This window comes from Vulcanithermus mediatlanticus (assembly GCF_055385885.1).
This window is the reverse complement of record NZ_AP042385.1, coordinates 1901190-1914238: the sequence shown is the minus strand read 5'-3', so window position 1 is coordinate 1914238 and position 13049 is coordinate 1901190. Positions and strand designations below refer to the sequence as shown.

The window sequence follows — 13049 nt, the reverse complement described above, 5'->3', positions numbered from 1 at the left end:
AATGCGCCTGTTTAGGATCGGCCTCTTCACCGACGTCTACTTCCCGAGCAAGAACGGCGTCTCTACCAGCGTATACCTCCTTTGGCGGGAACTGAGGCGGATGGGACACGACGCCTGGGTCATCGCCCCGGCCTGGCCCGAAGCCAGCGGTTCGGAGGAGGGGATCGTGCGGGTCAAGAGCGTCCCCTACCCTTTCTTCGAGGACTACCGCCTGGGCCTGCCCAGCACCAAAGCGCTGCCCAAGACCTTCGAAATCATCCACTCCCATGCTCCGCTCACCATGGGGTTTTGGGCGCTCCAGCTGGCCCAAAAATGGCACGTGCCCCACGTCTCCACCTTTCACACCCACTACGAGAAATATGCCCACTACGTCCCGGGCCTCGCCTTTCTCGACCGTTATACCCACCTGATCCCGCGCCTGGTGCGCGCCTACTACAACCGGGTCGAACTGGTGGTGACCCCGACCCACCCCGTGAAGGCCTTGGTGGAATCGTACGCCATCGAGCGACCTATACGGGTTATCCCCACCGGCATCGACACCGAGCTGTTGCAAAGCGCTCCTCGCCCGGACCCATCCCCCTGGCCCCCGGGCCGCCGCCGGTTGCTCACGGTGAGCCGGCTGGGAAAGGAAAAAAACCTCGACGTCGCGGTCAGGGCCTTCGCCGAAGTTGCCAAGCGCTTCGACGTCCACTGGGTGATCGTCGGGGAAGGCCCCGAGGAGGAATCCCTCAGGTCGCTGATCGCCCAGCTCGATCTTTCCGATCGGGTCACCTTCGTGGGTGCCGTCCCCTACGATCACATCGGCGGTTATTACCGCCAGGCGGAGCTCTTTTTGTTCGCCAGCGAAACCGAAACCCAGGGGCTCGTCCTTTGGGAAGCCCAGGCCATGGGGGTTCCGGTCGTGGCCGTTGGCGCTGAGGGAACGCTTGAAAGCGTCAGCCACGGTCGTAGCGGCTATCTCGCCCCTCCGGGCGACGCCAAGAATCTCGCCGACAAAGCGGCCCTGCTTTTAAGCGACGAATCCCGGCGCCGGCGCATGGCCGAGGCCGCCCGTCGGTTCGCCCTGCAAAGAAGCGCCACCCGCATCGCAGAGGATATGGTCGCGGCCTACGAGGAGGCTGAAGAAATTCTCAGAGCCGAGCCGCAAAAGCTCCTGCTCAGTTTCCCCTCGCTCCCAAGGGAAAATTAAGTGACCTTACGCGAGCATCCCGGCATGCCAGGGGGAAATCGGCCGCCGTTCACGTTTTCTCGGGTCGCCGCCGTGGCATGGCCGCGTCAGAGTCGTTCGAAGCGCGGTTATAATCGGCCGCGTGGTCGGAGTCTCCGTCGTGGTTCCCGCCCGCAACGAAGAAGCCTACATCGGGGCCTGCCTGGCCGCGATCTTCTCACAATCTCCCCCACCCGATGAGGTAATCGTCGTCGACAACGCCTCTTCCGACCAAACCGCAGAGCTGGCGCGTCGCATGGGGGCCCGGGTGATCCAGGTCGAAACCCCTGGCGTCCATCTGGCTCGCCAAGCCGGCCTCAACGCCGCCAAAAGCCCAGTCGTTGCCTTTACCGACGCCGATAGCCAACCGCTTTCGGGATGGATCAAAGCCATACAGGAGGCCTTTCAGGACCCGTCGGTGGTCATCAGCTACGGCCCGGTTGAGTTTTACGAGGCGCCGCTTTTGGACACTCTGCTGGCCCGCTACGGGTTTCCTCTCTTCTTGAGTTTGCTCGCGAAGTTCGGGCACCCCAACCCCGCCGGCGCCAACATGGCCGTGGTTCGGTCTAAGGCCCTCGAGGTCGGCGGCTTCGACCGCCCCTTTGCCGAGGATATCCACCTCGCGCTCAAACTGAAGGGCAGAGGGAGACTCGTCTACCGCCCCGACCAGCGGGTACGCACCTCGGGTCGGAGGCTCAAAAAGGGCCGCTGGCGAATGTACGCCCTTCACGCCAAAAACGTTTACCGCCGGTTGCGCGGACTGCCCGAAGACTACGGGAGCGATTACTTCGCCGACCGCGAGAAAGGATCCTCGAGGTGATACCCTGGCACCGACCCTGGACGGTCTTGCGCCTTGCCACCGCGCTAATGCTCACCGAGATCGTGCGAAGCGGCTTTTTCGTCGGCTTTTTCCCCTTGTTCGCGTCCGAACAGCTCTCCTTGAGCGTTTCGGTCATCGGTCTCATCGCCTCGGCACACTACCTCTCCGACGCCATCGCCAAAAGCGCCGGTGGCTGGCTCTCGGAGCGCGTGCGGCTCGGGTGGGTCATGCTGGCGGCGGGGCTGATGACCGCCCTCGCTGTGGTCACCCTTCCCCGGGGTGGCGTCGCTTGGATGATCATCCTCTCCGCGCTCTGGGGCATCACCGTCAGCCCGCTCTGGCCCTCGATCCTCACCTACGTCAGCCGCGACAGCAGGCCCGGTTGGGAGGCCCGGGGGGTGACGCTGGCCACCGCCGGGATCGGCCCCGCTTTCGGCGGCGCCATGCTCCTCACCGGCTATATCGCCCGTCAGAACCTCAACCTGGCTTACTGGCTCTTGCTCGCGGTCGCCGCACTCCTCCTCCTGGTGAGCGCGAGCCTCGCCCCACTCAAAGCGCACCCCGCCCGGCTTACGAGGTCGCGCTACGACTGGCGGCAGTTCTTGCTCCTGGTTCCGGCCGCGTTCGTTCAGACCATGGCCACCGGGCTGCTCTCGCCCATCCTCTTCCTTTTCATCAAGAAGATCGACCTTGGCATTCCAGTTCTGATCCTCATCGTTTTGGTCGGCGGTCTCGTGGCCCTTTCCGTCCTGCCGGGCGCCGCCCGCTGGACCGACCACAAAAACCCGCGCTATGTCCTGATCCCGGGGCTTTTGATCGCCGCCACCGGATTCGCTGCGATCGGGATCATCCCCATGACGCTGGGGGTTCGGCCCATCCCGCTGGCCCTCGCCGGCGCCTTGCTCGGCCTCGGTTTTGGCCTCTTTTTCCCGGGGTGGAACGGGCTCGTGGTCAAAACCCTACCCCAGGCTGACCGTGCCGCCGCCTGGGGAGCGCTGATGAGCGTGGAAGCCCTCGGTTTCGCCGTGGGGCCCACCATCGGCGGCCTCACCTGGGACCTCGGGGGGCCCGCTGGCCCCTTCGTCGCCGGCGGTTTGCTCATGGCCATCACCGGAGGGTATTACCTGTGGCAGCTCTGGCGATACTCGCGATCCTAGGCCTCGCCCTCTACCTCCTCAGCGACCTCCTGTTTCGCTGGATGGGCTGGGGCGCCCTGGCCCACGGCCCCCGGGACCGGCCCCGGGTGGCCCTGACCTTCGACGACGGACCCGATCCCATCACCACCCCCGCGTTGCTTGAGATTTTGAGTCGCCACGGGGTTCGGGCCACCTTCTTCCTCACCGGGAAACAGGCGATCGCGAATCCGGAACTGGTCGAGAAGATCCATGCCTCGGGGCACGAGATCGCATCCCACGGCCGCATCCACCGGCCGCCGATTCTCATGGCCCCCTGGACGGAATGGAGCCATACCGCCTACACTCCGCCCCACGACACCGGCCTCTACCGACCCCCCCACGGCGCCCATAGCCCCCTCACCCGCCTCATCGCGCGCCGACTCAACAGACGCATCGCACTTTGGGACGTGGAGTCGAAAGACTGGGGGCCGGAACCAGTGGAAAAACTCCTCGAGCGATTGCTGGAATACATTCACCCAGGGTCGGTCATCCTTCTCCATGACGGCGTCCCCAAAACGCCTGAGCTCGTCGATGCCCTGATCCCCAAACTCAAAGCCATGGGCTTTTCCCTCCACCCCTTCGGTGAGCTGGGAGCGCGCCCCCTCGGCTTCCGCCAGGCGCTGGCCCGGGCGCTGCAAGGCTTTGATGAACGCTACGACCAAAGCCGCGGCGTACGCAGGTGCAGGCCAAGCCACGACGGCCTCTTCCGAGCGGCCAAGGTCCGCTACTGGGGGCCGAAGATCGAGGGTGTGGCCGAGGGCGCCTGGGCCCTCGAGATTCACCTCGACAGCCGGCGGGCTTCCGCGCTCACGCCGTTCCAGGTTCTGAAGGCCTTGAGGCGGGACCTCGAGGCCATCGCCGAAATCGTCCGAGCAGATCCCGAGATCGCCCTGGTCTTCGGCCCCACGCCGCTCGAAGCCGGGGCCAGGCGGCTCGGATTTCGCACCGTCGAGCTCCGGGGGCTCCCCGGCATCATGGCCACCCTGGCGGGACACTGGTTTGAATGGCTCTACCAGGCCGACTTCAAGCCTACCCGCCTCCGGCGAAAGGCCAAGCTCATCTATATGAAGCGGGAAGAGGTCATTCAGAAGTATTCCAGGCCCTGAGCCATTCCCGCTTTCCCAGGCCCCCGGGGACCTTCTCCACCGAAAACCCCACCTCGGCGAGGGCCCGCCGAACCCAACCGGCCACCGCGTAGCTCACGAGCACACCCCCATGACGAAGCCCCCGGCGCGCTTCGGCCAGGAGATCCTTCTGCCAGGCGTCAGGGTTGGCGCTGGGGCTAAAAGGGTCATAGTAGATCGCATCGGCCCACGAAGCGGGCAGCGTCCCGGGCTGAAAAGGTACAAAGCGCACCTCGAGGCTCCAGCCCGGGCCAGCGATCGCAAAGCCCTCGGAGGCTTCCCAGGCCGCGCGTATGGCGTCTTGAACCTGGGGAAGGGTTGGGACGAGGCCGTAGTAGCGGTCGAGAATTTCCGGATGCACCGGATCGGGTTCGAACGCCAGGTATCTGAGGTTCGCCCCCCGGGCGAGGAAGCGCTCGAGCGTGACCAAAAAGTTGAGGCCGAGGCCAAAGCCGACCTCGACCACCTGGGCCTCAGGCAGGGCCGCGAGCCCGGACAGGCCGAGATACACGCGCTCGGCCTGGGAACGGGCCCCGTAATGCGAGTGGAAGGTTTGCCGGTAGCGGGGGTGGAAAAGCGAAGGGCTCCCGTCGCCGGTCCACACCAGCTTCACGACCAGAAGTCTACCCCACCCCGCGGCGTATAAAATACCGGTATGCGCCGCTGGATCACGGTCAACCTCGAGGGTCAATCGACCCAGGAAGAACCCTGGCCTAAGGACGAGATCTGGAAAGCCGGTCGTTACCGGACCGTCGAACGGCTGCTCGCGCTCAAGGCGGCGACCGCCGCCCCCCTCGCGCCCGAAAACCCCTTCGTCCTCGTCGCCGGCCCCCTGGCGGGCACCAGCTTTTCCAACGCCAACCGGCTCTCGATCGGTGCCCGGAGCCCGCTCACGGGCGGGGTCAAGGAATCGAACTCCGGGGGCACGGTGGCCTTTGCCATGGGCCAGCTGGATATCGCCGGGATTACGCTTTTAGGTCAGAGCCCTGACTGGACCGTTCTCGTCTTCTCGCCCGACGGCGTGCGTTTCGAAGACGGCCGGGAGTTCCTCGGCCAGGGCAACTACGCGGTGGTGGCCGAACTCCGGCGCCGCTACCCGAAAGCCGCGGTGGCGATCGTGGGGCCGGTGGGAGAGTATCAGGGTCTCCTGGCCGGGGTCAGCGTCACCGACACCGAAGGCCTCCCGGGACGGATCGCCGGACGCGGCGGGCTGGGGGCGGTACTGGGCGCCAAAAAGGTCAAAGCCCTGGTCTTTTATGGTGCAGGAAAAGCCCCCCGGGAAAAGAAGAAGTTCTACGAGGATCTTCGGAGCTACGCCAAGATCCTGCGGCAAAGTCCTGTCACCGGCAAGTATTACCCCGAAATCGGCACCGCGGGCATGGCCGACTACCAGAACGTCGCCGGCGGCCTGCCAGTTCGGAACTTTCGCCTCGGGCGTCTGGTGGAGGGGGAAAACCCCATCGGTGGCGAGGCGCTCCGCGCCCTCTTGCTGGCCAGAGATGGCGAGGGCAACCCCACCCACGCCTGCATGCCGGGGTGCATCATCCGCTGCTCGAACCAGTTCGCCGACCGGGATGGCCGGCTGGTGGTCAGCCCCCTCGAGTACGAGACCATCGGACTCGTCGGCTCAAACTGCGGCCTGGCTGACCTCGACGCCATCGCCCAGGTGAACGCGGCGGCCAATGACCTCGGTGTCGACACCATCGAGCTCGGGGCCACGCTGGCCGTGGCCATGGATGCGGGTCTGGCCGAGTGGGGCGATCTGAGTTGGATGCTCGAGGTCACCGAGGAATTGCGTCACGGCACGCCCGAGGGCAAAAAGTTCGCCCAGGGCACCTACCGCTTCGGCAAGGCAATCGGCCACGATCGGATTCCCACGGTGCGCAAGCAGGCCATCAGCGCCTACGACCCGAGGGTCGTCGAAGGCACGGGCGTCACCTACATGACCAGCGCCCAGGGCGCCGACCACACAGCGGGCAACCCCGCCCGGGCCGAGACCTTCGATATGGACCTCGAGGCCGTGATGAAGCTCTCCTTTGACCACCAGGTGAAGAGCGCGGCGCTCGACGCCCTGGGTCTTTGCTACATGTCAGCGGCGATCTCGGGGGAGGCCAAGGCGACGGTGGCCGACGCTATCGAGCAGCTCCACGGCGTCCGCCCGCCCGAGGGCTACATGGAATCCCTGGGACGCGAGGTCTTGCGCCTCGAGCGGGCCTTCAACCACGAGGCCGGTCTCCCCGAGATCGAGGCCCTCCCCGACTTCTTCTACCGGGAGGCGCTGCCGCCCACCAACCGGAAAGCCCGCCTCGAGCCGGGGGTCATCGCCGCCTTCTGGTCCAAGTTCCTCGGACCCAGCCAAGGATGACCAGCACCAGTGCCCCACCGAGCGCCGGGGCGTCGCCGAAGCGGACATAGGGCGTAACCGTCTGGCGAAGCGCGTACGGGGCCACCAGCACCGCCGGTCCGCCCACGGGGGCCCGGGCGACGACCCGGCCGTAGGGGTCGATGCTGGCGGTGATGCCGTCGTTGGCCGCCCTGAGGAGCCAGCGCCCGGTTTCGAGCGCCCGCATTCGGGCCATGGCCAGGTGCTGGGCCCGCCCGATCCCCACCGAAAACCAGGCGTCGTTGGAAACATTCACCAGGAGCTGTCCCCCCTGGGCGATGAGGGTCCGGGCCACCGAAGGAAAATCGGACTCGTAGCATACGTAGGCGGCGTAGACCTCGAGCGGCCGGAGGCGCATTCCGGGGCGCACCTCGCCGAGCGAGGGCAAGCCCAGCTGCGCGAAAACGAACTCATAGAGCCAGGAAAGCTCGCGTCGCCACGGGAAAAACTCGCCAAAAGGCACCAGACGCGTCTTCTCGTGAATCGCCAGGTCCCTCCCTCCCCGCCTGAGCCGGACTTGGTTTGAGGCATCGGAACCCCAGGTGCCATAGAGGGCCGTACGCGCCAGCAGCACCTCGTCTGCCCCATCGGGCCATCGGGCCACCGCCGTTTCCGGCCACACCACGAGATCAACCCCGGGATTTTGGGCAAGACCCTGCCGGGTGAGTTCAAGGTAACGCGCCCCCACCTGCCGGCCGGAGAGCTTTTCCAGCGGGCTAAGCCCGCCCTGGACCAAGAGCGCCTGCTGGTCGGCCTGAACCGGCGGCAGCGGCCAGAGCCATACCAGGCCCCAGGGGATGAGCACCCACCACCGACGATGCCAAAGGGCGTAGGCGATGAGCAACACGAGGAGTGAAAGCCCATAGACCCCGATCCAGGAAGCGATCACCCCTCCGGGCGCGTTCACCAACGAATAGCCGAGGTAGCCCCAGGGAAAGGCCAGCGTCCCCTGAGCCCAGAGGTACTCGCCGAGCACCCAAACCCCGATGGCCGCAAGAGGGGCTCGCTTTGCGAGCGCGAAAAGAGCCCCCCAGTACATGGCGAGCAGCAGCAGGAGAGGGATAAAGAGCGCGCCGCCCCAAAGCCCGAACAACCGGGTAAAGCTCGCCGGCAGCCAGGAGAGGTGCACCGCCCAAAAGCCAAGCCCCAGGAGGATGCCATAGCCAAAGCCGCGGTTTCGTGCCAGCGCCAAGGCCAGCACCACCGGCGTTAGAAAACCGAGGGGGAAGGGCACCAGGGTAAGGGCCAGAAGAATCCCGAGCCCAAGGGCAAGGCCGCTTCGCACGCCTTCGAGCATAAAAGGGGTGCCGATGAGAACGCCGAGGGCAGGGCGACGGCCTGGGGCGCCGCGGCCGCGGCAGGATCGTCAAAGCCGGTCGTACAGACGACGGGCCAGCGTTGCCACCTCGAGGTCGGAATCTCGAGCCAGCCTTAAGAGCTCGCGTCGCTCGCCGAAGGCATAGAGCGCGCGAGCGGCCGCCCGGCGGACCACCGGGCTTGGATCTTCCATTCCCATCCGGACAATGGGCATGGCGGCCGGATCTCGCAGGTTGCCGCTCACGATCAGGGCATTTCTCGCCATGGCCACGCGCCCGGTTCGGGCAAACGGCGTGCCCTCGAACCGCCGCCGGAAGGCCCGCTGAGAAAGGCCGAAAAAGGATCGCAGGTCGGGGTGGGCGAGTTCCGGATCCGGCCGCAACCGTGGCCAGGCCCCCTTCTTCGCAGCGAAGCGGTTCCAGGGGCAGGCCGATTGACAGTCGTCGCAGCCAAAGAACCAGCCACCAATCTTCGACCAGAGCGCTTCGGGAACGTCGTGGCGGTGCTCGATGGTCCAGTAGCTGATGCAAAGCCGGGCATCGAGATAGGCGCTTCCGGATTGATCCAAGGCCAAAGCCCCGGTGGGGCAAACCTCATGACAGGCCACGCAACGCCCGCAGCGCGGCGGGGCCGGGGCCCGGGGCTCGATCTCGAGGCCGGTCAGGAGCACCGCCAAAAAAGCATAGCTCCCCTCCCCTTCCCGCAGGATGAGGGTGTTCTTGCCCTGCCAGCCGATCCCGGCACGCCTGGCGAGCGTTCGCTCCAAAAGTGGACCGTGATCGACGTAGCCTTTGGCCAAAAGCCCAAGCCGGCGGGCCTCGGATTCAAGGTCCGAAAGCGCCGCCTCAAGCGCCAGGTGATAGTCGGGGCACCAGGCGTAGCGGGCCACGCGGCCGATCCGGATCCCACCTTCCGGGACTCCAGGATCCTCGTAGGCATACGGGGCCCAAAGCAAAAGCGCGCTCCTCGCCCAGGGAAAGCGAGTGGCCCGCGGGTCCATCCGCACCAACCGGGTGCGATGGAGGTAGTCCATGCCGGCATGCATGCCATTTTGCAGCCACCAAGCCAGACGCTGCCGGTCGCGCCGGGGAATCTCAAGCGGCGTCCAGGAAAAATCCAGTCCCAACCGACGCGCCGTCGCCTCGAGCCGCTCCCGGACGGCCTCACGCCGCACCCACGTCCTCCAGCACCCCGTCGAAAACCCGGGCCACGAGCCGACCGCCTTCCCAAAGCCCGAGATCGGCCAGGGCGCCGGGCGCGATCAGACCGTACTTTCGCCAGCCCGCAGCCAGGGCAGGGCCCCGGGTCATGGCGAAAAGTGCGTCCTCGAAGGTCAGCGACTCAGTGGGACTCAGCCGGTGGTGGGTGGCCTCGGCGAGCGTTTGTCCCCAGTCGGGCGGGGCAACCGGAGCGTCCGAGCCGAAAGCGAGCGGGGCGACGCGGGAAAGGCTTTTGAAGCGGTAGGCTTCATGGCGACGGTCCGGGAAAAAGCTGGCGATGAGATCGGCATCGCCAGCCAGGTGAACCGGCTGCATGGAGACGGCGAGCGGCAAGCCCCGCATCCCGGCCAGGGTTTCGTCGTCGAGATGCTGCGCGTGCTCCAGGCGAAGCGGCCTCCGGGCATGGGACCGGAGGGCCCTGAACGCCCGGACCACCCCGGCCACGGCCCGACTTCCAATGGCGTGCACGGCGAGGGTGTAACCGGCCTGGAGCGCCGAGCGCCCTTCCTCCAGGATCTCCTCCACGCTGTCCACCGCCATACCGTAGGAACCGTCCGGGTAAGCCGCCGTCATCCAGGCGGTCCGGGAGCCCAGAGCCCCGTCGGCGAAGAACTTGACGCCCCCCAAAAAGAGCCTCGAGTTCTTCCACCCCGGCTCGACTTCGCGCCACGCGCCCCGGGGAACCGCCCACCAAACCCGCACCGGAAGCTCTAGGCCAAGGGCCCAGGAAAGCGTCTCGAACGGTTCGGCGGCCATGGTGTGAACCGCGGTGTAACCACGCCGGGCAAACTCCAAAAACCCGACGAGAAGATCTTCCTTCGAAGGCTTGGGCATGACCTTGCGTAACGCCTCCAGCCCTCGCTCGACCACCCAGCCGGCTTCCCAATCGACCCAGGGCGAGCTTGGTGAGAAACCGGCCGCCCGCAAGGCGTTTTCGTTGACCCAGGCGGCGTGGAGATCGCGGGAGCGGAGCACGATGAACCGGTCGCCCCCAAGGTCATCCAGCCAGCGCCGCACCGGTTTTTCCCGGAAAAGAAAGCCGCCCCCCACCACCCAGCGCGCCCCCGGCCGGTCGGTCAGAAATGCCCGAACGCACTCCAGCACCGGGCTCGGCGCCTGCAAACCGGAGAGGTCGAGCTCCCGCATGCGAGCCCCGAACTGCAGCGGGTGGACGTGGGCGTCGGCGAGCCCCGGCGTGATCCATTCAACGCGATGGACGCGGGCGGCTGGAAATCTGGCCCGGAGCTCGGTGAGCGGTGCCACTTCACGAATCCGCCCGCCATCGATCCAGAGACCGAGCCGCTCGGTAAAGCCACGAACACCGAGGAGCTTTCCCTCAACAATCACGTCAACACCCTATACTAAGAAAGCTTTGGGACGGCGGGATTACCTCTATCGGGGAAAAATTTTGAACCTTGCCCTCGAGGACGGGCACTGGGAAGTGGTCGAGCACCGTGACGCGGTCGCGGTGCTCGCGCTCCGCGAAGGCAAGGTCCTGGCGGTGAAGCAGTACCGGGTGGCGATCGGGCGGGAAACGATCGAGCTGCCGGCCGGCCTCATCGAGCCGGGCGAGACCCCAGAAGACGCCGCGCGCCGGGAGCTGATGGAAGAAGCCGGATTCGATGCGAAACTCGAGCCCTTGCTCGGCTTTTACACCAGCCCCGGTTTTTGCGACGAGTACATCCACCTCCTCAAAGCCACCCACCTCACGCCCCAAAAACGCCCCCCGGATCCCGGTGAGGCGATCGAGGTGCTCTGGCTTGACGCCAGGGCCTTTCTCGACGGGATCCGCCGCGGCGAGATCATCACCAGCGGCCCCACGGTCGCCGGGCTTTTGACTCTGGGGATAACATGATCCTGATCAACGACATCTCAGACGCACCCAAAGGTAAGAAGATCGTGGCGATCGGCAGCTTTGACGGCGTTCACCTTGGCCACCGCGCCCTTTTGAGCCAGGCGAAACGCCTTTCCAAAGCCTCGGGCATCCCCCTTTTGGTCTACACCTTCGACCCGCCGACCAAAGTCTTCACCAAGGGCGTTCCCGTCCTCTCCACCTTGAGCGAAAAAGCTGAGCTCCTGGCCCAGGCCGGGGCCGACCTGGTCCTCGCCGTCCCCTTTAACGCTGAGTTCGCCGCCCGATCAAAAACGGGCTTCCTCGAGGACCTCAAGCGCCTTGAGCCGGAGCGAATCGTGGTGGGAGAGGATTTTCGCTTTGGCCGGGGACGCCAAGGAAGCCCCGACGACCTCCGCCAGGTCGCCCCCACCGAAACCGTCCCCCTTCTTTGCCTCCAAGGGGCCCCGGTCAAGTCGACGCGGATTCGAAAGCTCCTCGAGGCCGGCGAGGTCGAGCTGGCAAGGCACCTCCTCGGCCGGCCTTATGAGATCCGGGGCATCGTGGTCCGGGGCGAGGGGCTTGGCAAAACCCTGGGCTACCCGACCGCGAACCTGGAAACGCCACCGCAAAAGGTCCTGCCACCCGGGGTGTTCGCCGTTCGTGTCAGGCGCGGCGATGACCTTTTTGGCGGCGTGGCCAACGTCGGCACCCGCCCGACGCTACAGGGCAAGGAAAAACGTCTCGAGGTGCACATCTTCGCCCCCGTCGGTGACATCTACGGCCAGGAGCTGAGCGTCACCTTCCTCAAGCGCCTCCGCCCGGAGCAGCGCTTTGAAGGCCTAAAGGCCCTCAAAGCCCAGATCCAACGCGACATCGAGGCGGCGCACCGCCACCTCTACGGCCGAAGCACCCACTCGAATTGAGCAAGAACTACCCGCGCCGAGAACCCCGGCTCGGCGCGACCCATTCCACCATCTCGCGCTGCCCGTCGAAGCGAACGATGGCCGCCAGCCGGGCCCGGGAATACACCTGGTGCGGATGCCGGGGAATGAACGCGGTCACGACGTCGACGAAGCGGGGTTTGGCGTACTCGAGCACCACGTGCAACGGGAGCTTCAGCCGGGGGCTCACGACGATGTAGCCGAGCACCAGCATACGGGCGTCCTCTGGATACACGGCCAGTTCGCGCCCGTACTCGATGGCCCGGACCACATCGAGCTCGGTAAAACCCTCGTGGCGCATGTGGTGCGCCACGTGAGGCCCGAGGCGGTAGCGCCCTTCCCGGATGTAGGGGATGAGATCGGAAAGGCGGCGAAAACGCTTCATTGGCCCTCCCTCGAATGCCGGTCCCGCCGGTATGGGAGCGGATCGAGGCGCGCGGGATCGGCCACAGCGATGAACAAACCATACACCTCTTTGGCCCCGGCGTCCAAAAGGGCCTGGGCCGCACGGCGAAAGGTCGTCCCCGAGGTGTAGACGTCGTCGACCAAAAGCCAGGCCTCTGGACCAGACGGCCTAGCGAGGAAGACCTGCGGCAGCTCTTTGCGAAGGGTGCGACGGGTCTGGCTCGGAGTGTAACGAACCCGCCGCAGGGCCCGCCGCACCGGCAGCCCGAGGGCATCGCCGACGGCGCTCGCCAAGAGGCCCGGCGTGTATCCGCCACGCCTCCAGGCCCGCCAGAAAAAGGTGGGCACGAAGGTCACAGCCGAAAGCGGCCAGTCGGTGGCCCGCACCCTGGCGCCGAGCCGCTCGGCCACCACCTCGAGCGCCGCCCAGTGCTGGCGGTATTTCACCGCTTTCACGAGGCGTTCGAGACGGGCGTAACGTCCAAGATACACCGCGCCGCCGCGCCGCTCGGGAAAAAGCGACGCCAAGCAGGCGCTGCAAAGCCCGCGACGGTCGAGCCGAGCGCCGCAACTCGGGCAATTCAAGGCAAAGAACGCCTCGAGGTCCAACTTCATCACCGCCT

General features: G+C 66.1%; 13 protein-coding genes. 7 read left to right on the top strand and 6 right to left on the bottom strand.

Annotated elements, in window-relative coordinates:
• Position 1: 1 nt before the first annotated feature.
• The 4 genes from ACZ5BT_RS10930 to ACZ5BT_RS10915 all read left to right on the top strand — a co-directional run bounded on the left by ACZ5BT_RS10930 (position 2) and on the right by ACZ5BT_RS10915 (position 4308).
• Positions 2-1189, top strand: a complete 1188-nt coding sequence (locus tag ACZ5BT_RS10930; RefSeq protein ID WP_464884619.1) for a glycosyltransferase family 4 protein — start codon at positions 2-4, stop codon at positions 1187-1189.
• 121 nt (positions 1190-1310) lie between these two features.
• Positions 1311-2027 (top strand): glycosyltransferase family 2 protein, encoded by a 717-nt coding sequence (locus ACZ5BT_RS10925; RefSeq protein ID WP_464884618.1) that lies wholly within the window; start codon positions 1311-1313, stop codon positions 2025-2027.
• On the top strand, positions 2024-3184 hold the full coding sequence (locus ACZ5BT_RS10920) for an MFS transporter (RefSeq protein WP_464884617.1): 1161 nt from the start codon (positions 2024-2026) through the stop codon (positions 3182-3184). The genes ACZ5BT_RS10925 and ACZ5BT_RS10920 overlap by 4 nt, the downstream gene beginning before the upstream one ends.
• The gene (locus ACZ5BT_RS10915) at positions 3154-4308 is read left to right on the top strand and encodes a polysaccharide deacetylase family protein (protein WP_464884616.1); all 1155 of its coding nucleotides are present in this window, start codon (positions 3154-3156) and stop codon (positions 4306-4308) included. Before ACZ5BT_RS10920 ends, ACZ5BT_RS10915 begins: the two co-directional genes overlap by 31 nt.
• Here ACZ5BT_RS10915 and mnmC2 read toward each other — a convergent pair.
• Positions 4283-4939, bottom strand: coding sequence for a tRNA (5-methylaminomethyl-2-thiouridine)(34)-methyltransferase MnmC2 (gene mnmC2 / locus ACZ5BT_RS10910; protein WP_464884615.1), 657 nt, complete (start codon positions 4937-4939; stop codon positions 4283-4285). The genes ACZ5BT_RS10915 and mnmC2 overlap by 26 nt on opposite strands.
• Before the next feature lie 42 nt (positions 4940-4981).
• On the opposite strand from mnmC2, the gene ACZ5BT_RS10905 reads away from it, so the two are divergent.
• The gene (locus ACZ5BT_RS10905; RefSeq protein ID WP_464884614.1) at positions 4982-6691 is read left to right on the top strand and encodes an aldehyde ferredoxin oxidoreductase C-terminal domain-containing protein; all 1710 of its coding nucleotides are present in this window, start codon (positions 4982-4984) and stop codon (positions 6689-6691) included.
• On the opposite strand, the gene lnt is transcribed toward ACZ5BT_RS10905, so the two are convergent.
• The 3 genes from lnt to ACZ5BT_RS10890 form a co-directional block, all read right to left on the bottom strand.
• A complete protein-coding gene (gene lnt, locus ACZ5BT_RS10900) occupies positions 6645-7994 on the bottom strand; it encodes an apolipoprotein N-acyltransferase (protein ID WP_464884613.1) in 1350 nt (449 codons plus the stop codon). The genes ACZ5BT_RS10905 and lnt overlap by 47 nt on opposite strands.
• An 81-nt stretch (positions 7995-8075) precedes the next feature.
• Complete coding sequence (gene queG, locus ACZ5BT_RS10895; protein WP_464884612.1) at positions 8076-9200, bottom strand: tRNA epoxyqueuosine(34) reductase QueG; 1125 nt, start codon at positions 9198-9200, stop codon at positions 8076-8078.
• Complete coding sequence (locus ACZ5BT_RS10890; protein ID WP_464884611.1) at positions 9190-10593, bottom strand: amidohydrolase; 1404 nt, start codon at positions 10591-10593, stop codon at positions 9190-9192. Before ACZ5BT_RS10890 ends, queG begins: the two co-directional genes overlap by 11 nt.
• A gap of 25 nt (positions 10594-10618) precedes the next feature.
• Between ACZ5BT_RS10890 and ACZ5BT_RS10885 the strand changes: the two genes are divergently transcribed.
• Complete coding sequence (locus ACZ5BT_RS10885) at positions 10619-11101, top strand: NUDIX domain-containing protein (protein WP_464884610.1); 483 nt, start codon at positions 10619-10621, stop codon at positions 11099-11101.
• Positions 11101-12003 (top strand): riboflavin biosynthesis protein RibF, encoded by a 903-nt coding sequence (ribF, locus tag ACZ5BT_RS10880; RefSeq protein ID WP_464885823.1) that lies wholly within the window; start codon positions 11101-11103, stop codon positions 12001-12003. The genes ACZ5BT_RS10885 and ribF overlap by 1 nt, the downstream gene beginning before the upstream one ends.
• 7 nt (positions 12004-12010) lie before the next feature.
• Here ribF and ACZ5BT_RS10875 read toward each other — a convergent pair whose 3' ends face one another.
• Together ACZ5BT_RS10875 and ACZ5BT_RS10870 are read right to left on the bottom strand one after the other, a co-directional pair.
• Positions 12011-12406 (bottom strand): DUF4258 domain-containing protein, encoded by a 396-nt coding sequence (locus ACZ5BT_RS10875; RefSeq protein ID WP_464884609.1) that lies wholly within the window; start codon positions 12404-12406, stop codon positions 12011-12013.
• On the bottom strand, positions 12403-13044 hold the full coding sequence (locus ACZ5BT_RS10870) for a ComF family protein (RefSeq protein WP_464884608.1): 642 nt from the start codon (positions 13042-13044) through the stop codon (positions 12403-12405). The genes ACZ5BT_RS10875 and ACZ5BT_RS10870 overlap by 4 nt, the downstream gene beginning before the upstream one ends.
• Between the last annotated feature and the right edge of the window lie 5 nt (positions 13045-13049).